A 26,355-nucleotide genomic window follows, 5' to 3' on the forward strand; every position below is an offset into this window, starting at 1 on the left:
AGGATCATGCGCTTAACTCATTTACGGTTAAATTAAACTCAGTAAGAATGTCATCAACCTTTACAGGCTTACCAGTTTGCAATGAACGGTCCATAGCCTGAAGCAGGGCAATTGTGCCTATTCCCTCTTTAATATCAGGGTAAGCGGTAAAGCCCTCGGTGATACTATCAGCAAAGTATTCGAGGTAGTTTTGATATTCCCCTGCATGGTGGCTTTTGCCCTCAAACCTGAAATAATGTTTCAATTTATGCTCCCAGGTAATGATGCGTTCCTCGCCGGTATTATCTGTAATGGCGTAGCGCAAATCCATGTAATCGCCCTGGCTACAGCCTTCGGTACCACGTAAAATACAGCTCATCTCACTGTCGCGGGTAACGGGTTGCACCGGACCAGTGTAACAACCGCTCACCCGCGCAATGCGTCCATCCTTAGCTTTGAAAATAAAGTGCATGGTATCCGGGTTTTTCAAACCGCCTTTGGCACCGTTAGCGCTCAGCATACCGTAGCCCATTACCTCTTCAATTTCCGGCAAATACCAGCGGATAAAATCAACCGGGTGACTTAAGCCGCCGTACAGCCATTTAAAAGCTTGCTGCAACGACCATGGTTTCTCTAAAAACCAGCGATGATCTGCATGATAATAAGCCTCTACAGTGATCAAATCCCCTATCAAACCTGCTTCATAATCCTTACGCTGCTTTTTCATCGGCTCAAAAAAACGTGAGCTTTGGCCTACAAATACCTTTTTGCCGCTTTGCTCAACCAGTTCGAGCAGTTCGGCAGCTTTGCTCAAATCATCAATAAAAGGCTTGGTACATACCACATGTTTGCCGTGCAATAAAGCCAGCTTAACGTGTTCGGCGTGTAAATGATCGGGCGTATAAATGGCAACGATGTCTATTTCGGCATCATTGAGCATATCCTGGTAATTGGTGGTATATTTATGAAAGTTAAACTCCTCCGCGCGGCGCTTGCACATTTCAATATTCATATCACATACCATTTTCAGTTCAAGCTTATCGCTTTTCAATACTGCCGACATGGTGCTGCGCCCTTCGCCTAATCCTATTATTCCTATTTTCATTTTATATCTGATTGCTGATGCTTTAGTTAGTATGAACAGGTTTAAATTCAACCCAAACCTCACCCGGTTTCGCACCGTAGATGCCTTCCTGGTATTTCTTCATCAGGCTGTTCCATTCGTTTACCCTTGGGTTGTTTTCGGTGGTTTTAGAGTTCAGTTTATCGAGGCTTTCTCCTTTAGGGATACTGATGACCAGCATTAACTGCCTACCGTTTTTGAACACGAGCAGTTGCTGGAAATTAGCGTTACAAAAACCTTTGGCTACCTCGGGCCAGTTTTTAAATTGCGTGGTATGGTAGTTTAAATATTCCCGCTGAAGCTTGGGATCATTAACCAGGTTGGCGGTCATGACTATATTTTCCCATTGTTTTGAGCTAACAGTATCAGCGCACATTCTCCTGTTAAATGCGTAGAAAGGTTTTTCGTAGTATTTGATCGAATCATCAGGGTACGCTTTTTTTATTTCTTTAAGTGCATCTTCGGGATTGGGAATGTGCAGATACATTATTGCATGGTTTTTCCATTGTTTAATGTCATCAGCATCCCCATCTACACTTTTTTCAATATCATACAATGCATCAGGATCAAGTTTTACCTTATCATGCGCAATTATTTCAATAACAGCCGGCCGCGCAATCAAACGCGGTTTTGCCTTGGTTACGGTATCTGTTTGAGGTGGGTTACTTTGGGGCGGAAGATCACAACCGCTTAGAACCCATGTAAGGCAAGCCCCAAAGGACATCGTGAACAATAAATATTTTCTCAACTGCTTCATTCTGTTTTATGATTAATGGGCCAATTTTCCCGGTTTACCGATTTATACTTAAGCAGATATTGGTAGTTTACCTCCAATCCCGCGGCATTCTTTACACCCGCGCCAACCTGCGGACCGTTATTTTCCCAAACATTACCGGGACCGTTGGCATTTTTCAGGAATTTATCTGCCGGGCACCAATTGTTTTTGATAGTGATGTATGACGAACCTTCGTCGGTATACAGGTAAAACCAGTGCTGTGGGTCATGCGCGTAAGGCGCTTTATAAATGCTATCCACGTAATTATTGCTGATAACCGAGCCGGGCTGTGCCGATAGCGTGTAGATGGCCGCCACATCATACATATTGCGAGCGTAATGATGGATTTTGTTAGCGATGATGTGGTTATCGCTCATGGCGTTAGCGGTCTTTGTCCAGCCCCAGCCCATGCTGATGCCGGTGTAGTTTACGTCGCAAACCTCGTTATGCGTTATGTTGATGCCTTTAACGTAGCCAGCGCCTATGCCTACGCTACCCCAATCTTCATTGGTAACGTAGGTGATCAAATTATTGGTGATGGTATCATTAGTGCAGATCTCCCGTTTATCGCCTGGGTTATAGGGCATGTGAACTTCCTGTGCCTCGTCGGAGTAAACACCGTCAAGGATCGCCGTGCCACCGATATCTTTAAACAAGCTGCCTTTAACCACATCATTATGTGTGCCGCGCTGAAAATCCAAGCCGGTTGAAGCCATATGTTCAAAACCGCATCCATCAAATGCAATGTGTGAAGCATAAGCCACCTCAACAGCAGCCTTTGGCCGGCCTACCCATGCCTGGTTTTCCAATCCTTTTTTATCCGGCGTACCGGGAATTTTCAGCTTGTAGGCATCCAGCATATACATCCCCGCCTGGTGCGGAACCAAGCCTTCTCTTGATGGGCGAAGCCAGCTGCTATGCTCAAAACTGATATTTTTAAAGTTGATATAGTTTACCGGGTTATCAACAGTACCCTGCATTTTCACCAATGTTTCCAATTGGGGAATGGTTACTGTGGCCGTTTGCAGATCTTCGCCCTTACGAGGGATATAATAGATTTTATTGGCCTTCCGGTCATGATACCACTCCCCAGGTTTATTCAAAAAGTTGATAGCATTGCTGAGATAAAACGCTGAGTTACCCGTTTTTTTTGAGATCCAGGGCGCAGGCCAGGGGTGCTCTGACTGGATGCGGCTTTCGGGCTGATAAAATGATAAGCGCGCGCTATCACCCATTACCTTAACTGCTTTAACCCGCAAAATGGCAATAGCCCACCACTGGTGAATAAACATCTCCATACCCTTAAGGTGAGAGGTATCCGCAGAGGTAGACCACGGGATTACACAGGTCTGGGTTTTATGATCCCAGGAAAGGATGCGGTTCATGAGCGGGTCTTCGATGTCGCGGGCGCGAACTGCCTTTTCATTATTCACCCAAAGCTGCCGGAATTGCAATGGCTCATCGCCAATAACAGGGGCATCGGCAACCCAAACTTTACCTTTGGCTTCCGCAGGCAAACCGGGTACGGCGGTACTTACCCTATGCCAGCCACCAACCTTAATACCGCCGCTTAAAACAGTTTTACCAATGCCATCGCCCTCAATAATAGTCGGGCTATCGGCAGTACCGGAATCTTCCGGGCGGATAAATAATTGTTCTTCCAGGTAATAAATCCCAGCAGCTACCTTGATATAAATGCCGCCTTTTATCGATGCGTCATTCAACCGCCTCAGTTCGCGGGCTTTCCTGATAGCCATGGCTACGGTGGCCAGCGGCTGTTCACGGGTGCCGGCATTTATATCAGAGCCTTTAGGTGATACCCAGATTTCGGCCGCAAAGAGGCTACCTGTCAAAATAACATTTAACAGCAATACCAAAACAACTATGCGGCGGATGTTCATTTGCGTTTATTAGTTAGCCTGAAAAATTGATTTCACATAGGTGGTATTCGCGCTGAAATTCCACTTCACGTTCCGTGGGTCTTTGGCATCGCGCGAGCGTTCAATCACCAGCCAGCCCGCCCAGCCCATTTTATCTAAAGTGGCTTTTACATGCTCCATGTTGATTTTAGGATCGTTTTGCAGCCAAACACCATCATCATTGGTACAATGGATCTGAACAATGTATTTTTTACCCAATATTTGAAGCTCCTTATCCAGGTCGCGGCCGTTCCTGATGGCGTTTTCAAAATTGAAATAGCTTTTGATGGCCGGCGAGCCTATATCCTTCAATAGCTGCAACTCGCCTTTGGCGTCCAGCGCCGTTTCTATACCAATCACCACGCCGGCCTTTTCGGCTATTTTGCCAACCTCCTTCAGGCGGGAAACTATAGCCGGGCGCAATTCAGGAAATTTCACCAGGTCGCCTTTTATCCCCATCGATAAAAAGCCAATTTTAACACCCATTTGCTTCATGGTGTTGATACAATCGGTAACAGCTTTGACCGCTGTTGGCCGTTCGGCGAATGATTGGGCGAAAAAGCCGGTCATCCCCATAGATGGGATTTCGAGGCTCAGTTCTTTCGCCTTGTTCAAAAACACTTTTCTGATCGAATCATTGGCCAGCTGGTTATCAAAAGTCTCACGGTCGCCGAGGCCACCCATATCTACTTCAACGCCATCGGCGCCAATCTCTTTAGCTAACTGAAATGCACCTAACTTTTGCCGTTTTAGGATCATCAAATCAACTACCGCTACTTTATAGCGCTGTTTTGAGGTTGTTTGAGCAACCGATGACGCACCAAAGGCACACACCATCAACCCTATCCAAAAACCCGATATCAACCTGTTTTTCATAACTTATTTTTTTGTGGCCTGCGCGAATACTTTCTCTAACTGATCAAAACCTTTTATGGCATTGGCAGGAAGTTTTTCGCCCTTATTGCCAAATACGTACATGGCAGGTTCTTTTTCGATAGTGACTTTTTGATCATCGAAGTTGCCGCTGCTGCCTTTAATTTTATTAAGATTCAAGTGGAAATTTTTAGCTACGAAAGCATACAACGCAGCCCTTTTTGACGGACCGAAATCATGGCCTTCATTGGGCAGGTGCACATTTTCTACCTTATCGGCAACTCCGTAGTAGCCATACATTTTTTGGAGATAAGGAAAATCATGCTCCGGCATGTTGGCTGTCCAGTCCTGCCCGTCGGATATCAGGAGTTGAGGCCGGGGTGCTGCCATGGCCGCCAGTTCTACATTATCAGTTCCGTTGCCGCATTGGTGGATAGGCATGCCGCTTTCGCAAGGGCATCCACCATAAAAATAAGATGACACTGACACCACCGGGGCGCTAAGCTTGATCCGGTCATCCAGGGCAGTCATTAAAACAGTATGGCTTCCGCCACCCGAGCCGCCGCTAATACCTACCCGTTCAGGATCGGTTTCTTTAAGTGAAAGCACATAATCCAATATCCTGATAGCGCCAAGTGCCTGGATAGTTTGCGCCAGGCTACGGCGATGATCTTCATCTTTAAATTGCAGCAATGATTCGCCCCAGGCAAAAAGGTCATAACTGTAAGCCATCGCCCCCATCCGCGCCAGTGATGCACAACGGATCTGGCAATCGGCACGGTAACGCTGGTGTTCCCAATGTCCATCCGGACTTAAAATCACCGGAATTTTACCTTTAATTTTGGATGGTTTATACAGCGAACCATTGATGTACAAGCCAGGCAAAATTTCAATAGCGATGTTCTCAACAGTATAGCCATCAAAAGTCCTTTTAGGGGTAATGATTGGTTTTGACGCTGGTTTCGCAGGCAGGGGCGATAATTCTAAAGCTTTATAAAGCTCAGGTTTTAACATGGCTTTGCGTTGTTCCCAGGTATCACGGTCGTGGTATTGGGAGGCTATCCTGTCAAGCTCCTTCCAGCCGTCGCTTACCGACCAGCGGAAGTATTCATATTCTTTAAGCTTATACCTGCCGGGAGCTTCTTTATTCACCTTCAGATCAAGCGGGGTAAGAACGTTGGCCAGGGTCGTATCCACATTGGGCCTGAAACGCCATTGGGCATAGTTAACCCATTTACCCTCAACCTGGGCAGCGGTGTATTTGATCTTTACATGATATTTATCCTGCACTTCATCAAGCACCTCCTTCAGGGTTTTCCTGAACATGGCATCGGTAGTTTGCTGCGCGTGGGCAGTGAAACTCATGGCGATGAGGCAGGTTACCAGTATATAGATCAGTTTTTTCATTGTTTTATTTATTTTGTAGAGACGCATAATTGCGTCTCCCGCATGCAAATCAGGCGTTCCCCCCTTTTAACCGGCCTGTCCTACGAGAGACGCAATTATGCGTCTCTACATTTAAACAATTAACCAAATTATGGTCATGCTGAACTTGTTTCAGCACCTCACTCGCTAAGCGATCATGCTAAGCAAATTGACTACCCGTCCTGTGGGGTGCCGAAACAAGTTCGGCATGATGCTTTTTTTGCCCCTCAAGGTCTATTTCACTTACAAATCCTTAGTCTCCCCAACCGGTACCGGCGGCGTATAACCATCCACCTTTGGCCAAATACCATCCTTTATTTGTTTCAGCTCTAATTTCGACGGATCGATAACCACATGTTTTATTTTTTGCCGGCGCCAGGTGTAAACCACATGCACCATCCCATCCGAAGTTTGAATCACCGATGGATAAGAATACTGGCTGATAGGCGAATCCTCCAGGACCGACGCTGCGTACCAGGCAACACCATCTTTAGAAACAGCAACATTCAGCGGCGTACGGGCTCCTTTAGCCAGGTTTCCTGGCGGCAAAACATGGTTATAAACCAATAACTGGCGGCCATCTTTCAAAGTCACAGCATCGGTACCGGAATTGTTATTGGGCAGACTGGTCTTTTCCAAAGGCGACCATGTTTGGCCACCATCTTTAGACCATGTGCTTAATATCGCCCTGTTCTGACTGCGGCAAAGCGCCTGCAGCCTGCCATCTTTATAAGTTAAAATACTTGGCTGGATCGCTTTCAAATCCTTACCATCGCTGATTGGGCCGATCATTGTCCAGTTTTCGCCGAAATCTTTGGTGGCTTCAAAATGCACCTGCCAGGCTTTGCCTTCGGTACTTACCGGACTTAACAACGTGCCGTTTTTAAGCAGTACCGGTTTGTTTTTGATCGGCCCTAAAAAGCCATCGGGCAAAGCCTTTTGCTCCGACCAGGTGATGCCGCCATCTTTAGATGTTTTTACAAAGCCTTTCCATTTTGCCGGACTTGGGCCTATTTTGTAATAGAGTTGCAGCTCACCTTTAGGCACTTGATAAAGCACCGGGTTCCAGCAGGCGTAGCGCAAAGTATCGTTCTGGATGCCGTTGGCTACGTTGATACCCTCTGTCCATTTGCCCTTAACAAACCGGCTCACCCAAATACATACATCGGGGTTGCGCTCCTTGGTGCCGCCAAACCATGAGACTACAAGGCCGGTCGGTGTTTCGGCTATGGTTGCTGCATGGCACTCCGGGTATGGCGCTTTATCGTATATAAACTCATCCTTCACAATCCCCTTACGCCATGGATTTTGGGCAAAGGCGTTGATTATAAATAAGCAGCTTACTGCACCGGCGAACAAGATCTTTTTTAGCATAGTACAATTATTTTTGAGTGGCAGCCTTATCCTTTGCGGCTTTATCAGCAGCTTTTTTTGCGATGATGGCCTTGGTATAATCGCCATATAGCTTGTGCCAGTTTCGGCCGTTGCTGTTGAGATATTGCTCGTTTTTGGTTTTGTAGATCTCAAAAATGGCCGATACCTGTTTGATATTCTTAAAATCGACAGCCTGTTCGCGGGCCTGCTTCAGGTTAGCGAGGATCGCTGCTTCTTCAACTGGTGTCAGGTCGGGGATGATAGATTTATAACCAGCCAGCGTAAAGGCCACTTTGCCGATGGTGTATTTATCAAGTACGGCTTCAACCTGTTCTTCGGTAAGGTCGTTACGCAAACCGGTCATCAGGTTTTCGTGTACCGATTTTGGCAACGACGAATTAATGATAATCTGCCTGTCCATAGTGCTTAAAACTTTGCCTGTTGCCGGGTCAATGCCAGCCGGAACTGATTCATAAGAATGGGTGTTATTCCAATCACGGATGGCTTTGAGATGGGTTGCTATTACATTTTTTACGCGGGTAGCCTTTGCAGTATCAGTAAGCGATAATGAGGCAACCCAATCCGTAGCTTTTTTTTCCACTTCGGCATCGGCTTTGGCCTGTGCCTCGGGAGATGGAGCTGCTTTAGTTGCCTGTTGTTCCTGGGCCTTCAACGTACCTGATAGCGATAATAGTGCTATCAGCATAGCACCCGCCATGTTTAATTTTTTCATATCAATGTTGCTTTAATATTTTACTTCAAAATCATAATCGCCCGAACCAATGCTGAGCACCGCTTTTCCGTTTTCCATTTTCACCGGTTTAACATCTTTTATGGCAGATACTTTCCTTCCGTTCCCGGTTACTTCATCCATAGCTTTTGCAGGCACATAAACCAGTGCCGAACTGTTTGGCGGTATGGTAACATGCCAGTTAAAACTGCTCGTAGTATTGTTATAACTGCTTTTCACAAGGCCATAGGCCGTTTGGTACGAAGCGTTAACACTATCCAGCCCTTTGATAATTGCCGGTTGCATCACCAGTTGCATAAAGCCTGCATTAACCGTTTTTATCCCGGCTATGTCCTGGTAAAACCAGGCAATCAGATCGCCCAGCAGCATGATATGGTTACGTGAATTCATTGCCGGGTTAGCAGTATCGCCATTCCATAATTCCCAAATGGTAGTTGCTCCCCTTTCGGCCATATAGCCCCAGCTTGGGTAAGTGGTATTAGATGCAATTTTCCAGGCCAAGTCAGGGCGGCCAAATTCGGTAAGGCCACGCATGAGCCATTGGGTACCGATAACACCAGTACTAATATGGTCATGCGCTTCATTGATCTTAGCCACTATATTTTTAAATACTGCTTGTTTATTGGCTAAAGGTGTGATCCCAAAATATAACGGCAGCAGGTTGGCGGTAACCGTATTGTTGCTATATTTAGATGTAGCTTTATCAAAATACTTGTCGTTAAAAGCCATGGCTACATTCAGCTGCATGGTAGCAAAAAACTGTGCATCAGCAGGTTTGTGCAGCATTGCTGCAAACTTTCCCATCAAGCCAGATAAGTGATAGTAATAGGCTGTAGCTATCAATTGCCCGTCGGTATTCAATGATGAATCTTTGGCATGGATCAGTTCCAATGATTCGGGAGGTACGCACCAATCGCCATATTTATCTTTGGTGACGATGTTATTTTTCATGTACTTCACCCGCATATAATCCATCCACTTTTTCATGGAGGCATAGTGCTTTTCAATAGGCGCTTTATCGGCAAACTGACGGTAAAGCATATCGGCCACCAGGATATAAGTACCAGGCCAGGTCATGTTATCGCTGTAATAATTCCAGTAAGCGGGTGCCACATCAGGGATAGCACCATCAGGCTTTTGCGATTGGGCTATATCATCCAGCCATTTAGCGTAGAAATTGCCGTTGGCAAACACAAAACTTTCGCCAAGCGAACCTACTGCCCTATCGCCCAGCCATGGCATACGTTCGTTACGCTGAGGGCAATCTACCGGCATACCTTTGTAGTTGCTCAGTATCCCCCAATAAGCATTGTGATAGATTTTATTGACGATGGGATTGGAGGTTTCAAAATGGCCGATGGTTGGCAAGGCATCGTAAACCACCTGTCCCTCAAAATCGGCTAATTCGGGTTTGCCGGGATAACCGCTAATCTCCACATACCTGAAACCGTGATATACAAATACCGGATGCCAGGTTTCTTCTGATCCTCCTTTGAGTGTATACATATCGGTTACTTTGGCATCACGGAGGTTAGCTACATAAAGTTCATTATTGGGCTGCAGTGTCTCGGCATAACGAAGTGTTACTTTATCCCCCCGGTTTCCTTTTACCCGCATCTGTACCCAACCCGCCATATTTTGCCCCATATCCAGGATCCATACATCTTTTTTAAGCTGACTGATACTTACAGGTTTGATGGTATCCATTACCCAGATCGATTCGTTCATCTGCGCGTCAAGCTTGCCTCCGGGAGCCTGCACCAATTCAGCTTTAAGCCATTGGCTGTCGTCAAAACCCGCACTGTTCCATCCCGGAAACTCTTTGGTGGCATCATATTCCTCACCATCATATTCGTTGTTGGTACGGATAGGACCGGCGGCTGTGAAATGCCAGCTGTTATCGCTTACGATGGTTTGTTTTGATCCATCGGTATACTCTACCTCCAATTGCAGCAGCATTTTGGGGAAACCAAATTCCTTGATCTTTTTAGGCTTGTATTTTGGCCGCATGGTAAAATACCGACCGTTACCCAATACCGTTCCGATAGCATTATCACCTCTTTTCAGACAAGCAGTAACATCAAAAGTATTATACTTAACCGATTGGGTATAGTCGGTAGGAGCTTCGGCCAATACCTGGTCGCCGATAGCCTCGCCGTTCAGGTATAGTTCATAATGGCCTAAACCAACTACGTAGGCTGTGGCGCGTTTGATGGCTTTATTTAAATTGAATCCGCGACGATAATAACGTGCCGAAAGCCGCGAAAATTTGGAAACGCTATCCCAGGCAAAACCACGGTCACAACCTATCCATTTTGCTTTCCAATCCGCCGGATTTAAAAGTCCTACACTCCATTTAGCCAGTTGGCTCCAGGCGCTTGCTCCATTGTCTGTCCATACCCTAACTTTCCAATAACATTCGGCGCGACTGCTCAACGGTTTGCCCGCATAGTCGACCATGATGGATTCGGCTGAGTTTATTCGATGTGAATCCCACAGATCTCCCTGCCCTGCTGTTAGTTTTTCGGGAGACGAAGCAACTAAAATTTGATAAGCAACCTGGTTGGTATTCCGCGTATCGCTGGTAATCTGCCAGCTAAGCCGGGGTTTAGCGGTGCCGATGCCTAAAGGATTGTTCAGCATTTCGCATTTCAGGTTTTGTAAACCGATACGCGCATCTGCATAGCAATTGCCCAGGCAAGTTAGAACAACCACCACAGCCAAACCTATATGTGAACACACGTTTCTCATTTGATTATTTACCCGAAAAGTCGAAATACAGGTTCAGCGAAAGCGCGTCTTCTATATTTCTGTCGTAATTAAAATATTGGTTTCTTTGTCCGCCCGGACCAAGTTTTTCAGGCTTTTGTGATTTGGTGCCGATAGGTGTAATACCATGCATAAACGAAATATCACCCGAAGGGAAGGGCGGGGCCGTATTGTAAACCTTTGCAGGATTTGCCGGCGTAAACAGGCGCATAAAAACATCGCGGCTGTTGCAAACTATAGTTACCGGTTGACCGGTGGTTTGCAATTTCATCCAGTACAGGTTAGAGTAATAGCCTTTAAACTCGGGATAAACAACCTTACCCTGCCCGGTTATGGTATTGTTGTAGGTTTTATCCCATACCCCCAGTGATGTACCTTTCATACGGTTTTTCCATACCCGGTAAGGACCATCGCCCATGTAGGTAACACCTTTGATATCTTTTTCGGGGAAAGAGAAATTAACGCCCATCAATGTTGCGTCCTCGCCAATTGGCCAGTATTTTACCTCAAGCTGCACCCAGCCCGATGGGTAGATCGTCCACTTCAGTAAAGGTTCTGATTTTTTGGGCGGGAATACGGCTTCAACCACCAGGTTATCGCCTTCGTAATGATAGTTGAGCTTTTCAAAACCGGTTTGATCCTGCCCTTCAACCAACATAGGGCCATTGTTGAAAGGGATATCGCCCTTAGTGTTTTTCACACTAACCAATATGCCCGAATTACGGTTAAACGCCAGCTCGATGCCGTTGCCTGTTTTTATTTTGTACAGCGAATCTGTCTCCGCAATTACAGCTTTGCTTCCACCGGTTTTGGTAATGATTTGGTTTGTGATCTTATCATGGCTGCTCAGCGGGAAACTCCAGGTAAACAGTTCGTGCTTGTTTAAGTCAAAGGCAGATACATATAGCACATCGAAATTTTGCCAGTCCTTTGGTAATTGTAACTGCAGGTTTCCGTACTGGCCCGGCGCAACGTCCGGTGATGCGATGGTACCGGTTTTATTTGTTGATCCCGTACCGTTGATTGTGACCAGCTTATAGCTAAATGTACATTGTTTAAGGTTAGTATAGCTATACCTGTTCTCTAAACGCAAGGTGCCGTTAAACGCCGGAGTTATTTCTCTGGGTTCAAGATAAACCGGGCTCCAGATTTCTTTGATGGCATAATAGCTGCCTTCTTTTTCGTGGTATGGGCCTACTATACCGTCCGGGCCATGATCACCATCGCTGTCAAGCTGACCGCTTTTATCCGTACGAACCACAGCTTCATCGGCAAAGTCCCAGATAAAACCACCTGCCGAAATTGGTGTATGCCACATCTGTTTCCAGAAATCATCCAGCCCTGCACCTGCGCCACCATCGTACAAACCATGTAAAAACTCGGTCGGGAAAAATACGTCGTGTCCGTTGATACCTGTATTGGTACCGTAGTCATAATTGATATAATGCTGCGTATTTGTTCCGCGGAAGATTCCCCATGGATGGATCAGCGGGCGTTTTTGAAGATCCAGCTCATCAAACCAATGATCGAGGTTAAAGTTAAACCCACCTTCGTTGCCATTGTCCCATAGTACGATGGATGGGTGATTGATATCTTTTTCGATAAGCTCTTTTGCTAACTTTGAGCCTACCACATCGTCATAGGCATGGTGCCAGCCGGTAAGCTCATCCAATACAAACAGGCCTAATGAATCGCATACGTCCAGGAAATGATCATCGGGCGGATAATGCGACATCCGTACCGCATTCATGTTCATATCCTTCATCAACTGAACATCCCCGATACTTACTTTTTTATTTAACGCCCTGCCTGTGGTTGGCCAAAACGAGTGACGGTTTACGCCTTTAAATTTGATTTTTGCGTTGTTTACATAAATGCCATCATGCTCCCTCAATTCAACCGTACGGAAGCCAACGCGTTGTTTTACAGTATGAATAGCTTTACCATTCTCACTCAGCGTAAACACCACATTATACAAGTTAGGAAACTCGGGCGACCATAATTTTGGCGAAACAACATGTGTGCTGATATTGGCAATGGTATCACCCGCGTTAACTTTTACAGAAAAAGGAGCGCCAAACTTCTGTCCGGTCAAGGTATATACCTGTCCTGTTATTGTACCACTTTTTACAGATACCAGTTTCAGTTGGGCTTTTAAATTCCCATTGGCTTTGGCATCAATAGCATAATAATTGATGTGTGATTTAGGGGCGGCCTCCAGAAATACCGGCCTGAAAATCCCGCCGAAGATCCAGAAATCGCCTTTACGCTCAGCGGCGTTTACCGATGCATTGGCCGAATGCTTGGATACCGTAACTTCAAGCAAGTTTGATTTACCGTAGTTGAGCAAAGCGCTTACATCGTACTTAAAACGGTAAAATGATCCCTGGTGAATTGGGCCAGCCGATTTACCATTCAGCTTCACCTCGGTATCGGTCATGGAGCCATCAAAAACAATGTTGATATCCTTACCCTGCCATGATGTCGGCACGTTAAACTCGTATTTATAAAGCCCTTGCTCCTTGCCTCTTAAACTATCTTTCGAAAGCCCATAATTGTACTTGCCAAAACCCTGAAACTCCCAGTTTGATGGCACCGGAATGGTTGTCCATTTCCCTGAATTATTGCCCGCGGTACAGTAAAATTGCCAGTTTATGGTATGGTCGCTCCCTGTACCCGATAAGAATAACTTTTGTGTTTCCTGGGCATGGCTTACCGACCAGTTGATAACAAACAGTAAAGCAATCCATATTTTAAAGCAGGCAGATTTCATTGGTATATTCAGTTAGCAGTTAAAGTAAACTTCAAAGGGTTATCCGTACGGAATGGGGCAGCAGGCAAACCATCTTTATTATAAAAATTTGGCTGTGCGGTTTCCGACCAGGCAAAACGCGCGGCTATAGGTTTGGCAACCGATTGGGCCGATACCTCAACCGTGTTTGCTTTTATTATGGCCTTGGCGGTTACAAAATTTCCATCGGCACCAGCAATGGTGAAATCGGTGAGCGGTTTACCGTCGTGGCTTACCAAGCCGGCACCCAGATGATCAAACTCAAGGATGATCTTGTCGCCATTTATTTTCATGTGTTTGTACACCGGGCCCGAAAAAACTACCCGTTGTTTGTAGGTATTGGCAAGCGCCTGCAGTTCAAGCCTCCTGCCTATCTCCCATTTAAATGGCGGGTGAATATTTTTAAGGTCATCATTCAAATCGGTAGTGATGATCATCCCCGTATTTGGGATCTGCAAAGCAGCGGCCTGGGCTTCGCGCAATTCAGGTTCGGTAAAGGGCGTATAGGTTACAGGGCCTTTTCCCAGGGTGTAGTAATATGGCGCTATTTGTACGTAATAAAATGGCAGCTTTTTATCGCCCCATAGCTTACGCCAGTTGTTGATAAGCGCTTCCATTTTGTAGGTATAACTGATGGTTTCGCCTAAAAAACAAGCACTTTCGCCCTGGTACCACAAAAAACCTTTCAGCGCGAACGGAGCGACAGGCTCGATCATTTTGGCATAAAACTTACCGGGATCGCCATCAATCTTAATATTGTTGGCCTTGAAATATGGGATGGCATCAAAACTTTCCTGCGATACCCAGGGCTCAATCCTGCTGCCGCTTACTGCCGATGAAATAATACCTACCGGCACTTTCAGATCATGCTGCAGATTTTTAGCGAAGAAATACCCCGCCGCCGAAAATGCCCTCAAAGCGGAATCTTCGGCCACGCTCCATCCCGAATGGGTTGAATCGGGCTTTAACAAATTTTTCTGCGTAACCAGGAAAATCCTGATCTGTGGGTTATGCGCGCGGTCCAGCTCATCAACAGGCGAATTTGCCGTACTGGTATCCGGCTTTTTTACCTTGCTATTTTTGCGCATTTCGTACTGCATGTTTGATTGGCCTGAGCAAAGCCATACTTCACCTACCAGTATATTTTGCAGTTGAATAGTGTTGATACCGGATATTGCTAATGTTGAGGGTTTGGCAGATGCAGGCATTGCGTCAAGCTTTACCATCCATTTGCCTGATGCATCGGCTATAGCTGTTTTTGTTTGCTTATTGAACTTTACCGTAACCTTTTCACCCGGCGACGCGGTACCCCAGACGGGCACTGGAGCATTACGCTGTAATACCATATTGTTGCCTAATACTTTGGGCAAAACAACCTGCGCCCCGGCAATTCCGGAGCTTAGCAGGCAGATCGTCAACCAACAATATTTTATAAAGCGTAACATTAGTAATTACTTGTTTTGAATGATTTGATATAGAAAACAGCTTGCTTCGCTGCTTCTCCCGCATTTGGCCGATCGTAATCCTGATCGGTAGGCGTATCAGCATCCGGGAACCTCCTGATATCCCCGGTACGGAACACTATCCGGTTTACGCTTAGCATCGGGGCAAAAAACAAGCCGGTAAGTACATCCTTGCCGTTTACATTCACGGTGTAAAAACGGGTATCAGTATTTAGCTTTATCACAATATGATATTGCGTACCTGCTTCATAATTCATGAAATTTTTGTTGCGATACCCGGCCTTGGTCCTGAACTGACCGGCAGAATCAAGCGTAAGCCTGATAGCAGCTGTACCTTTTTCATCCTGAAATTCGATATCCATCATACCGGTATTATTTTGCCCTGCTGTGATGGTAAAATCGGTCATCAGCTTTTTTGAAACAGGCACAACACGTTCAGCTTTGGCAAAATCAAATGGGTCGCTGTCTTTTAGGGTCAACGCGCGTTCACCATCGGGCGATTTGTCGATAGCCGCGGGTGCCCATTGCGGGCTGTAGGTGTTCCATTTTTCCAGCTCTTTACCGGCAGGTAGTTGGTTAAAAACTTCATTAGCATGCACATCCGCTTTTTCGGTAATCGGCACTGGGATAGATGATACCCAGATATCCTCCTTGTTCATGCTGTAAGTAACCCAAAGCTTGCCATCCGGCGGGATACCGTTACCCTCTTCAATGCCACGCGTATATTGCGGACCGTATGATTTATAAGCACCGCCATAACGCATAGTGGTGATCTCGCCGTTAACTAACAGCAGGTTGGTATAATCCAATCCGTCTTTACTTACAGACAACGCCAGCGGCCAGCGGAACTCCGAAGGATTATAAACCGTAGCATATTTACCATCAGATGTACGCTGCCCCCAGATTTTGGCATTAGCGGTTACAAAACGCGGTGCGCGGGCAGCGTTTGTTGGCCAGGTTTTGCCGTTATCTGTACTGATAGCGGTAAGCGCGTATTTCCATAAGCCGACCACCCGGCCATCTGGCAGATGATAAAAGTTAAATGCTTTATAATCCTTATGCAGCGGGATCAGCGGATCTTTCCTGTCGGTTTCCTCAACCCATTGCATCATCATTAACGGGTTGGCCATTAATTCATCGCAAGCCTGCACAAAACCTTTGTCTCTACTGGTTTTGTAAAAAGGATATGAGGTATTCTTTTCGTTCCATTTAGGGTTGTAGTGGATAAAATAGATCGGTCCGAATTTGCCGTTTGGCAATACTTCCCGCACTACGCGACCAATACCCAAGCCATCATTCGGATCATCATGCCCATCCAAACAAATCCCATAAAAACCAAGCACCAGTAAGCGTTTTGATTTGGAAGTATAAAAGCCCATGCGCTGGTGCATTACCGAATACAGGTCCTTTGCCACACCGGCGTGCCCCTCTTTGGTAGTGCCATCGGGTATTTTATACTGAGGAAAAACTACCGTAGGTTTTGACCATGCTTCACCATCTTTCGAGGTCATGAGCAGGGTTTGGCCTGGCGGCAGGCTTTCGCCTACCTTATCGCTCAGGTATTCTACATAAAAAGTATTGTTCCAGTAGGCCAGCATAGGCGCATGGTTATAGGTAAAACCGAAGTCATCGGCCAGTTCCGGATGTTCACGGTTAGCCCTGAAGATCTGCTTGCTGTGCACACCTATCACCGGAGTTAATTGCCCATGATGATAATCAACGTTGGCAACGGTATTGCCGCTGTAATGCACGGTATCCTGCGCACTGGCTATGCCAGCCATCGATATAAAAAACAATATGATGATGAACTTATTCATGTTTAGCTGCTTTGCTTTGCCCGGCTGCCTGTAAAAGCTGCGCAAGCTGTTTTTTGGTAACCTTAAATATGGTGCCGTGCTTGTGCCCTATCGGTACGCTCACGCTATCGGCCAGGTCGGTAAAAGTTTTAAAGTTGGCTGTGCGCATGGCGCCATATCTTTTTAAACGGTACGAATCATAATAGACCAGCCAGTTATCGCCCGCTTTGGTCATGCTGGGGCCTTCACTGAAAGGCTCGGTAAATCGTGGGGTATAGTTGCTATACGGTCCTAACGGATTATTACTGAACGCCACGAGGATATTGCGATTAGGCCGGGTATTATCCTTCATCACCAGCGCATAATCATTTTTGGCCCGCTTTACAATCTCGGCATCAATTACACTAAAACCCGGATCAAGGAAAAGTTTTGAGGGACTGAAAGTTTTAAAATCTTTAGTTGTGGTATAGTAAAGCCGGTGATTATTATTCTCATCTTCCTGCCCTTTCGGAAAACGGAACGGCACAGTTGAAGCCCAAACGATGATGAAATATTTGTTCTCCTCATCATAAAACAACTCGGGCGCCCAGGCATTCACCGCGGTAGGTTCGTTGGCCATCACCTCAATGTGCTGCTCGGCCGACCAGTGGACCAAATCTTTTGAGTTGGCATAACCGATACCTTTATCATTTTTCCAGCCGGTTGTCCATACCAAATGGTAAACCCCGTCGGGGCCCTGGACTATGGATGGGTCGCGCATGATCTTAGCATCGCCAACTTCCGGTTTAATGAAAATGTGGTCGATAGCATTCCAGTGGTAAGCATCATTACTGTACAAAAAGCGCAAACCTTCATTGGCCGGCTCGTGAAACGACGTAAAAAGGTACACGCTTTTACCGGCCTTGCATGAAAACACCAGCACAATGGCAAATAGTAAAGTGATATGTTTAATTCCTTTGTTCACTGTTATATCGCGTCAATAACGAGCACCCAGTCGTTACCATTTGATACTTTGCCGGGTGGCTTAAATTTTATTGTTTTAGCTTTCGCGAAGGTTCCGATAGCCGTAGTTTGCCCGTTGCGCGGGTTAAACCATGATGCTTTCAGCTTCGTGCCCTCCAGTTTATCAGCGTTGATATTCATCTCCCGGCCGGTATAGGTATAAATAAAAGCATAGTTTTTACTTCGGGTTGCGATCAGCCTGTTGTACTTTACGCCGTTGTTACCGGCGATCAATGATTGATCCGGCACACGATCAAGATACGGGCGCGACAGCATCAGCTTTTTCAAATAAACCATCTGCATAGCTCCCGGATCATTAACCGAATTATACCAATATCCTTTGGAACCATAAGCGCTGCCTTTATCTGTTGGCTTGTGCATCTGCATCACGTCGTTATCACCATAGGTGTAACCGCAGGCGCCTGCAAAAACCGACCAGTAGCCATAGCGCCTAACGTCGGCGGCTGTCCAGCGGGGTAGTTTAATATCATGTAATCCGTAAGGGATTTTTTCGTAGGATGGTTCGGCATCAAGCGTTGGCTTTCCAGGCGAGAGATTATAATCTGTTTGCACATAGCGCCAGTTATCTTCGCCGTATCTTAAATCTTTTTTAGAAGTATCCTGTGCATATGTACGATGGCCGGATTGAAAGCAATTGAAGCTTAACCAGTTTTCATTATGAAACCATTTTGATGATTGCGTACGGCCCCGTGGGTGATAAGTTATCAGGTGCGTTCCGTCCTGATCATGCAACGTATTGCCTATCGCATTCCAGGTTTTTAATGAATCTGAACCTGCAATGTCGCCCCCATTCATCCAGATCACATTTGGGCGGTCGCGGTATCTTTTGGCTAAAAATTCGGCATAGGCTTTTGCTTTATCAGCGCCAATATTACTTTCCTTAACAACCGATCCCCAAACAGGAACCAAGGCAACATATAATCCTTTTTCGGCAGCTTTGGTGATGATCCAGTCGATATGATCCCAGTAATCATATTCGTTGCCTTTACCGAAAGTATTGCCGGGGGTTGTTTTTGGCAAAGCGATATTTTTTTTGCTCAGCGCCGAATCGCCGTAGGCGTTGGTTTCTTTAATGCTGTGCACTACCATTACCTGAATCACATTAAAACCCTGTTTGCTGCGGATCTCCAGATATTGCTCAGCTTCTTCCCTTTTCAGCTTAGAGAATAGCAGCCAGCCTGTATCACCCAGCCAGAAAAATGGTTTATCACCGGTCATAAAATAGCGGTGGTTGGTGGATATGCTTAAACGCGGCATTACATCATCGCTTTTGAATGAAAAAAGCAATAAAGCAATGGCAATTAATATGGTAGATTTTTTAAGCATAATTTAGTTCTTTAAAAGCTCCCCTCTTGAGAGGGGAATCGCACAAGCCCCCTTTTAATTCTTTTATTTAATTACTGCTCAACCACAAAATGGCAGCCTCATTCCCATGCGTTTTAATTTCTGTATTAGCAGCACCTTTTATCGTTTCTGTAGCAGGCAAAAGCTCGCCTGTTTTAGGATCTATCCATCGCGCTTTGTAACTAACACCGGCCGATAAATCAAGGTGAATCCCACCGCCGTTACTATAAACTATATACCCTTTTGATGAAGCTAACGCCCATTGATCTTTAGGCGAACCCGGCAGCTCGGCAGGTTTCATACCGCTCGCATCGGCTAAAAAAGCTTTATTGGTATTGGCAGGAAGGACCGGCAATGATCCGCCTGCAATAAATACCGCCCAGCCAAAATGATCATAACCATCGGCAGAATAAAGCACAGCTTTATCCGGGTATTTGGTACGGTACTCATGTACCGCACGATAAACCTGCTCAAATGATGAAGCCTTGGGTTTAAAGATGCGGGCTTGCTGGCGCGGGGCCAGGCTTTGGCCGCCAATAGGTTCATAAGCCGTTCCATTGGCCTGGTAGTACCAATAACGGATATCGATCACGTTAATAACAGAAGCAGTTGCCGGGTTGGCAAGGATAGCGTCCTGTACATCCTTGGTGGCGCTCAGACCTATGATCTGCTTCTTTTTATGCGTGGTTTCCCATTGCTTAATGGTTTCTACCCAAAACTTCATGAAATGCAGCGGACCGGTAAATTCCGCTCCAATCTGTTGGATCACCCCGGTATTACCTGCAAAGTTGTCCATACATTTATTGATGTAGGCAATGTGAAGCTTACGCCTTGCCGGGTCGGTTTCGTCATAAAACTGCTCAGCCATAAACTGGCGTTTGTCGCCGGCATAAGGTACAGGCTCCGGGAAACCGGTGCCATTGATATTATTTGCCGTGCGCCATGGAAAATCGGTATAGTGCGCCCCAGCCTCAATAATATTGTGCTGAAAATAATTTGGTGAACCAATACCAAACCTTTCTCATCGGCCAAGTCAGCAAATTGTTTCAGGCGGTTCCAGTACCAGGTATTGTATTTGGTCAGGTCGTATTTGCTTAAGCCGTCGTAGGCCAGTTCTTTTCCGCTCCGGGCAAAAGGCAGTTCATAAAACGGAGCCCAAACGTCGCCGTCCATCCGGCGGATACGCTCGTGATCATCGCGGCGGCGATCATACCACAAGCCGTAGTTATGTTCAAAAACTACAATATTACCTTTCTGCATCCAGTCGGTTACCGCGTTCAGATCATCCGTTAAACCGGTGCCGGTTTGGCCGGGTACCCAACGGGAGATTGCTGGTTTGGCCACCGTTTCTGTATAATCGGGATGAACAGTACCGTTCCACCATGGGGTTTCAAAATGCCTGCCTGTTAACACCACGTTACCACGTGTTAACCAGCCGTTCGTGACACTCATTTTGGGTGCCAATGCAGCAACAACCGGGCGTTTATATCCTATTTCATCAATAGTTTTGGCGTTTGCCGATGAAATGCTGATAGAATTTCTTTTGGGCGATTGATCTATCCAATCCTTCATGGTAACAGCCGGTTTGCGGGCAGCGGCCATCAGTTCGGCTGCCTGCTCAACTGTCGGGCTGCTTGATGGTTCAGTAGCCGGATACAGGATATCAGCCTGTTTAGTTATATCCTTATTCAACCGGTTAGCCAGTTGCGTATAATAAAAGCTTCTTGGGCTGATAGTGCTGTTTGACGTGCTCCAGTAGCCATCACCGGCAAATTGCGCCCAGGTACCAAAAGCCCAGTTTTGAGCCGTTGGCGGCTGATAACAATCCACACGGGCTGCGGTACAATTCCAGAACAGACTGTTGGCCGCACTCCATCCGGCACCTTGTCCGTCCTGCCCCCGGTTCATATAACTTAAAGGCTGTCCATCGATATTAGCGATATCAAACAAAACGCCTGAGGCCCAACTGTCGATGCCACCGCTAAAGCCCAGCGAACCTACCGACATACATTGAACAAAAGCGTTTGGCCCCGGCGCGCAATACCCGGTAGCAAAATCATGAAAGCCCTGTTCGGAATATAAACGCTGAAAAAGGTTTTGCCCGCCCATAGTCAGGAATGTGTTACGGCGCTGCCCCCCTATTTCTGAAACAGGCGCGAGCGATTTACAATCCTCAACCGTTACCCGGTTTCCAGTAACACCAACAAATACTGCCGAACCTGCAAAATGCTCAAATGTTACCTGTCGCACCCAGGCATCACTCAGGTTTTCCATGGTGATGGCCATCCAACGGTGAGCTTCATCTTTTGCGTTTGAAGCATCGTAAGCTGATTGCAGTTTTAAGTTTTCGATCCCCACTTGCACAATTCTGCCGGACCATTGGTAAGAGGCTATCAAACCACCGCCGTATGCAGTATCCAATGCTGTTGTTAAAGGTGCGTCAAGGGTTATGGCATTGCCATCTATTGCTGTTACCTTGCGGTCCCAGTAAATATCCCGTTCGCCGGGTTTCCAGGCCAGGGCGGTTAAATCGCCACCAAAATGATCGGTTTTGATGGTACTGATCCAGGCTTGTGTGCTCGGGCGATGGATCAACACCATGTCGCCGGTTTTTAGGCCTGCGCCTTCAGCAATGTGCAAAGTATTGGCATTTACCGGTACATAAGCATCGGTAATTTTAATTTCTTTGGATGTTTGCCGGTCATTTTTACCGGTAACATGAATAAAGGTTTCCCTGTCGGTACCGGCTGCGAATAATGTGGTGCCGTTGGCGCCCATGCCGCTCCCGCGCAAAACAACGCCGGATGCGTTAATTTTGAGACTACCATTAACCTGGTACCCCCCTTTGTTAAGCAATACTGCTCCGCGAAAACCGTCTTTATCAACAGGTAATCCGGCAACATAATCTAAAGCGGCCTGGATCCTCAGCGTAGCGTCACCTGCTTTTACAGGCACCACAACTTTTACAGGCACAAAAGGGATAGGCTTTTCAGAAGCCATGTATCCGCAGTACGAATAATCAGGAATACGGTCACCATTAGGGGCTACCGCATAATTTAGTTTGCCGTTTTTATCGGCAGCAACAGGCGGTTGTGGTTTAGGTGCTTTTTTCTTATCCTGTGCAAATAAGGGGGAATGCATAAACATCCCCCCAGTCATTAAACCAACCCAAAAATAAATCCTTATAAACCTCAATCCCCGCATTATTAGCAGTTGTTAAAAATGTAATTTATTCATTGCCGTTGGTTTTAACCAACGGTAACAGAAACTGAAGAACCTGGGCTTTAGCCTAATTATGCATTTGAGCTAAAGCTCTCTTTATTCCATTTTATTATCCGTTGGTTAAAACCAACGGCAATGGTCTATACAAATGGAACAAATGGTTTTAATATTTCTGATATATCTTTATTTTAACGAAGCCAATTTCTTTTCGCCTTTAGCGGCTACTGTATTTAAATATACTTCGATATTGGTATAACCACCACCATTTTTTGCAGGCAGGGCCGAGTCGTTACCATCTTTAGGGTTTAAGCCATGAGCTGTTTCCCAACTATCGGGCAAACCGTCATTGTCCGAATCTTTGTAAGGCGTACCTTTATATTCAGGATAGCCACCAACCTGCCATGGAGCAGTGATGATACCCAGTTTGTACGAGTCCTTAGGTAATTTACGCACTTTAAACTGGTAAGCAGTATCGGTGTTCATTTCTTTATAAGTTATTTTACCGGTACGTACCTGCTCGGTAATGCGCACATCAACCGGATCACGTTTTGGAAGCGTTGCTCCCGCATTTGCTATAACAAATTTAAAGGCGTCTTTTGCCGATAGGATAGTCATCGGAGGCATAGGGAACGGAACATCCGATTTCATGTAGTCCTTGTACTGACCGGCGTCAGGCAATTCTTTGCCACCAGGGCCTTCAACCTGGATGCCACCGTTCCACGCATCTTTGGTAACTTCGGGATAACCTTCCATAATGTTACCTGATGCATAAACACGACCAAATACTTTTTCTTTCAACTTGCTCCTGCCCGATTCCGGTTTCAGGATACGGTGACCAACCGGCTCATCTTTAGGTGTAACTGGCCCCGGTTTAAAGTAGTTATTGATCACATTGTAATTGGTGGTATAATCGCCTCCATCCATCGAACGGTGGTGCCAGTTAAATACTACGTTATTTACAAAGTTGTATACGCCATTCCAGCCAACAGATGGGTTACGGCCGGTATTATCTGCCCAAAGGTTCCGCATTAATGAGCTGTTTTCGCCACCTGTTGTTGAACCGAAAGCGTGGTTCCAGTAATCCAATGATTCGGAATAGATACAGTTCTGAATAGTGATGTTCACGGTACCCAGCTTCTCTTCTTTCGAGCCATCACCCGGATCAAACATATGGCGGTACATGGAAAAGTTTTCGTCCAGTCCCCAGCTTGCAGATACGTGATCGGCAATGATGTTACCCACCGGGTTGCCACCCAAAGCATCATCACGGCGGCCAACATTGGTCTCGCCGCGACGGAAACGCATATAACGGATCACAACATCATGTGTATTCACCCAAAATGATTCGCCTGCAATACAAACGCCATCACCCGGAGCAGTTTGGCCTTCAATAGTAATGTACGGAGCCCTCACGATAATCGGTGTTTTTATGCGGATAATGCCCGCAACATTAAATACCACGATACGCGCGCCGCCTTTTTCGCAAGCTTCACGCAAAGTACCAGGGCCATTATCTGCCAAACTGGTAACTACATACACCTTACCGCCACGGCCGCCAAAGGTAAACTTACCACCACCTTCGGCACCCGGAAAAGCCGGGATCTTGGCCTGCGGCAAATCGGTCGGGCGTGCAGCCCATGGTACGTATACTTTGCCACGGCGCTGATCGGCCTGGATAATGGGCAGGGCAACCGCCCATGCTGAATCTGAACGACGGGTAGCCTCTTTCATCAAAGCTTCACTCTCTGCTTTAACCTTCTCCGGCACTTCAGGGTATTGGGCAAAAGCTGGTTTAGCTAAACCCAATGCCGCTGCTACTAAAAATAAAGCTGTGTGTTTTTTCATATTTGTATTCGTAATCTTCTTTTGTTAAATGGTTAGCAGGCACCCATCGTTCAATTAATTTATTATTGAAGCGGATCAAACGGCCCACCCCAGGTGTTATTTTGCTGTAAATTGATATTATTTAACAATGCCGCCGAAGGGATACCGAAAAAGTAATCGCCCGACTGAACCGCAATGTTATAAGAATCCATAGTTTTAGTTTTAACGGTGAAAGATGTGCTGTACAAGGCATCCAATGATGCAGCTGCTAAAGCATCTCTTGTACCGGTAAGATAATCTTTACCGCTTGCGTTGTTATTAAGGGTAACTGTCAAACCTGTTCTTTTTGAGCCATTCAATGTGCTTTCGAGCAGTTTACGGCGGCGAAGGTCCCAATAGCGTTTACCTTCAAAGGCAAATTCAATTTTACGTTCATTCATAATAGCGTTGATCATCTGATCAGGGCTCATGCCTGCGTCTAAACCGTAAAGGTTATCGGCACCTGCTTCAATACCGGCACGTTTCCTGATAGCTGTTATATTGGTATAACCGGTAGTTACGTTACCTAACGCTGCGGCACACTCGGCCTGGTTCAATAAAACTTCGGCATAACGGATCTCCATCCAATCTGTACCAACATATGGTGTATTTGCCACACTGACGTTAGGGTCAATAGCTTTGCGCAGGTAGAAACCTGAGCCTGTTGCCGATGCCGGTTCAGTGGTTTTAACACCGGAGCCATCCGCTTTATTGTAATAAAAGTAAGTCCACAGGCGATAAGAGCTATTGCCGTTTATAGGCCAGTTACAACCGTTGTAGGCAATAGTTTTGTTAAACCTTGGATCGCGGTTATCAAAAAACTTTGCATCATCATATGTATACTTTAACGAGGTACCTGGTGCTTTTCCGTCAAGCATCGGGTATGATTTTACAATATCCCAGGTAGGTTGATTGGAACCGCCTTTAGTACCTAAATAGGCAGGACGAGTGGCGTTATCATAGGTATTGTTATTCTGGTTTTGATCGGTTGATGATGTGTTAAAACCTGTTATCAAAATTGCCTCCGGATTGCTGCTGTTTTCGGTAAACCACATATTATCATAAGATGGGTTTAAACCGTAATTATTAGCAGACAATATCTGCATTGCCTTATCATTGGCGTCTGCAGCTGTTTGCCAGCGGGCTGCATCGTTGCTGGGGTTAAATTGAGGACTTGCATAAGTTAGCAACACCCTTCCTTTAAACGCAGCCGCAGCAGCCGATGAAATGCGACCGTAATCGCTGCCGCTCCATTTGGCGGGCAGGTATTTTATACAGCTGTCCAGATCGCTCACAATTTGTTTAAAGCATTCTGAGGTTTTGTTACGAGGTAAAAGCGCCGCGTTTTTGGCATCCTGGCCAATAGCATCAAGCGGTTTTAATACCAATGGAACACCGCCATATAACCTTACCAGGTCAAAATACCTGAAAGCCCTCCAAAAATAAGCCTGTGCTTTATACCTGTTTTTGGTAGAGGCAGGCAGGGTGCTGGCGTCGAGATCCTGCAGGGTTTGGTTAATGTTACGGATGCGGCCGTAGTTATTACTGATATTCACCGAGGTACCGATGTCACCAACAGTTTCGATGGTAACCGTACCTTTTACGTACGCGTTATCGCTGTAAAATTCGTCGCATTTGTCGCCCCCGCTGCCAATAGCGCCGCCGGTATCGCCAAACCAGCCGGGCTGGTTTGCTGTATACAGGTAATTGATGTTTAAAATAGCCACCGTTGAGTCATTAAAAATCTGACCGGGGGTGCTGTGTGTAAGATCTTCCTTATCAAGCACTTTTTTACAGTTTGTAAACAGGGCTGATACGATCAAAGCTGCAAATATGGTTTTAAATAATTTCATGTCTTTCAAAGT

General features: G+C 46.1%; 15 protein-coding genes and 1 pseudogene. All 16 read right to left on the reverse strand.

All coding sequences use genetic code 11. The features are described 5' to 3' along the window. Positions 1 to 4 precede the first annotated feature (4 nt). The 16 genes and pseudogenes from DIU38_RS17950 to DIU38_RS18025 all read right to left on the reverse strand — a co-directional run bounded on the left by DIU38_RS17950 (position 5) and on the right by DIU38_RS18025 (position 26,343). Positions 5 to 1,084 carry a Gfo/Idh/MocA family protein gene (locus tag DIU38_RS17950; RefSeq protein WP_112654824.1) on the reverse strand — a complete coding sequence of 360 codons (1,080 nt, stop codon included), beginning with the start codon at positions 1,082 to 1,084 and terminating at the stop codon, positions 5 to 7. A 22-nt stretch (positions 1,085 to 1,106) separates the two neighbouring features. Beyond that, entirely contained in the window at positions 1,107 to 1,859 is a 753-nt protein-coding gene (locus DIU38_RS17955) for an L-rhamnose mutarotase (protein WP_243770720.1), read from the reverse strand. Continuing rightward, positions 1,856 to 3,778 (reverse strand): hypothetical protein, encoded by a 1,923-nt coding sequence (locus DIU38_RS17960; RefSeq protein ID WP_112654699.1) that lies wholly within the window; start codon positions 3,776 to 3,778, stop codon positions 1,856 to 1,858. The genes DIU38_RS17955 and DIU38_RS17960 overlap by 4 nt, the downstream gene beginning before the upstream one ends. A 9-nt stretch (positions 3,779 to 3,787) precedes the next feature. Further along, a complete protein-coding gene (locus DIU38_RS17965; protein ID WP_112654700.1) occupies positions 3,788 to 4,672 on the reverse strand; it encodes a sugar phosphate isomerase/epimerase family protein in 885 nt (294 codons plus the stop codon). Positions 4,673 to 4,675: 3 nt separating this feature from the next. Then, entirely contained in the window at positions 4,676 to 6,076 is a 1,401-nt protein-coding gene (locus DIU38_RS17970) for an alpha/beta hydrolase family protein (RefSeq protein ID WP_112654825.1), read from the reverse strand. Positions 6,077 to 6,337: 261 nt separating this feature from the next. Beyond that, positions 6,338 to 7,468, reverse strand: coding sequence for a sialidase family protein (locus tag DIU38_RS17975; RefSeq protein ID WP_112654701.1), 1,131 nt, complete (start codon positions 7,466 to 7,468; stop codon positions 6,338 to 6,340). 7 nt (positions 7,469 to 7,475) lie between these two features. After that, positions 7,476 to 8,201, reverse strand: a complete 726-nt coding sequence (locus DIU38_RS17980) for a DUF3826 domain-containing protein (protein ID WP_243770719.1) — start codon at positions 8,199 to 8,201, stop codon at positions 7,476 to 7,478. A 12-nt stretch (positions 8,202 to 8,213) separates the two neighbouring features. Next, entirely contained in the window at positions 8,214 to 10,970 is a 2,757-nt protein-coding gene (locus DIU38_RS17985) for an alpha-L-rhamnosidase (protein WP_112654702.1), read from the reverse strand. Between the two features lie 4 nt (positions 10,971 to 10,974). Then, entirely contained in the window at positions 10,975 to 13,761 is a 2,787-nt protein-coding gene (locus DIU38_RS17990; protein ID WP_112654703.1) for a glycoside hydrolase family 2 protein, read from the reverse strand. 8 nt (positions 13,762 to 13,769) lie between these two features. Then, positions 13,770 to 15,224: a sialate O-acetylesterase gene (locus tag DIU38_RS17995; protein WP_243770718.1), complete on the reverse strand. Its 1,455-nt coding sequence runs from the start codon at positions 15,222 to 15,224 to the stop codon at positions 13,770 to 13,772. After that, positions 15,224 to 17,059, reverse strand: coding sequence for a sialidase/neuraminidase family protein (locus DIU38_RS18000; RefSeq protein ID WP_112654704.1), 1,836 nt, complete (start codon positions 17,057 to 17,059; stop codon positions 15,224 to 15,226). Before DIU38_RS18000 ends, DIU38_RS17995 begins: the two co-directional genes overlap by 1 nt. Further along, positions 17,052 to 18,002 carry a glycoside hydrolase family 43 protein gene (locus DIU38_RS18005; RefSeq protein WP_243770717.1) on the reverse strand — a complete coding sequence of 317 codons (951 nt, stop codon included), beginning with the start codon at positions 18,000 to 18,002 and terminating at the stop codon, positions 17,052 to 17,054. Before DIU38_RS18005 ends, DIU38_RS18000 begins: the two co-directional genes overlap by 8 nt. A gap of 2 nt (positions 18,003 to 18,004) precedes the next feature. Then, positions 18,005 to 19,387, reverse strand: a complete 1,383-nt coding sequence (locus tag DIU38_RS18010; protein ID WP_112654705.1) for a glycoside hydrolase family 140 protein — start codon at positions 19,385 to 19,387, stop codon at positions 18,005 to 18,007. 67 nt (positions 19,388 to 19,454) lie between these two features. After that, positions 19,455 to 22,609, reverse strand: a pseudogene (locus DIU38_RS34720) (DUF6298 domain-containing protein). Positions 22,610 to 22,810: 201 nt separating this feature from the next. Next, positions 22,811 to 24,472 (reverse strand): polysaccharide lyase, encoded by a 1,662-nt coding sequence (locus DIU38_RS18020; RefSeq protein ID WP_091172323.1) that lies wholly within the window; start codon positions 24,470 to 24,472, stop codon positions 22,811 to 22,813. A gap of 62 nt (positions 24,473 to 24,534) precedes the next feature. Next, positions 24,535 to 26,343, reverse strand: coding sequence for a RagB/SusD family nutrient uptake outer membrane protein (locus DIU38_RS18025; protein WP_112654706.1), 1,809 nt, complete (start codon positions 26,341 to 26,343; stop codon positions 24,535 to 24,537). Positions 26,344 to 26,355 lie beyond the last annotated feature (12 nt).

Source organism: Mucilaginibacter metallidurans (genome assembly GCF_003286435.2).
GTDB classification, from domain to species: domain Bacteria; phylum Bacteroidota; class Bacteroidia; order Sphingobacteriales; family Sphingobacteriaceae; genus Mucilaginibacter; species Mucilaginibacter gossypii.

Bases quoted from the DNA above. Each gene is read 5' to 3' on its own strand.
- DIU38_RS17950 (WP_112654824.1), bottom strand. From the start codon at position 1,084: ATGAAAATAGGAATAATAGGATTAGGCGAAGGGCGCAGCACCATGTCG.
- DIU38_RS17955 (WP_243770720.1), bottom strand. From the start codon at position 1,859: ATGAAGCAGTTGAGAAAATATTTATTGTTCACGATGTCCTTTGGGGCT.
- DIU38_RS17960 (WP_112654699.1), bottom strand. From the start codon at position 3,778: ATGAACATCCGCCGCATAGTTGTTTTGGTATTGCTGTTAAATGTTATT.
- DIU38_RS17965 (WP_112654700.1), bottom strand. From the start codon at position 4,672: ATGAAAAACAGGTTGATATCGGGTTTTTGGATAGGGTTGATGGTGTGT.
- DIU38_RS17970 (WP_112654825.1), bottom strand. From the start codon at position 6,076: ATGAAAAAACTGATCTATATACTGGTAACCTGCCTCATCGCCATGAGT.
- DIU38_RS17975 (WP_112654701.1), bottom strand. From the start codon at position 7,468: ATGCTAAAAAAGATCTTGTTCGCCGGTGCAGTAAGCTGCTTATTTATA.
- DIU38_RS17980 (WP_243770719.1), bottom strand. From the start codon at position 8,201: ATGAAAAAATTAAACATGGCGGGTGCTATGCTGATAGCACTATTATCG.
- DIU38_RS17985 (WP_112654702.1), bottom strand. From the start codon at position 10,970: ATGAGAAACGTGTGTTCACATATAGGTTTGGCTGTGGTGGTTGTTCTA.
- DIU38_RS17990 (WP_112654703.1), bottom strand. From the start codon at position 13,761: ATGAAATCTGCCTGCTTTAAAATATGGATTGCTTTACTGTTTGTTATC.
- DIU38_RS17995 (WP_243770718.1), bottom strand. From the start codon at position 15,224: ATGTTACGCTTTATAAAATATTGTTGGTTGACGATCTGCCTGCTAAGC.
- DIU38_RS18000 (WP_112654704.1), bottom strand. From the start codon at position 17,059: ATGAATAAGTTCATCATCATATTGTTTTTTATATCGATGGCTGGCATA.
- DIU38_RS18010 (WP_112654705.1), bottom strand. From the start codon at position 19,387: ATGCTTAAAAAATCTACCATATTAATTGCCATTGCTTTATTGCTTTTT.
- DIU38_RS18020 (WP_091172323.1), bottom strand. From the start codon at position 24,472: ATGAAAAAACACACAGCTTTATTTTTAGTAGCAGCGGCATTGGGTTTA.
- DIU38_RS18025 (WP_112654706.1), bottom strand. From the start codon at position 26,343: ATGAAATTATTTAAAACCATATTTGCAGCTTTGATCGTATCAGCCCTG.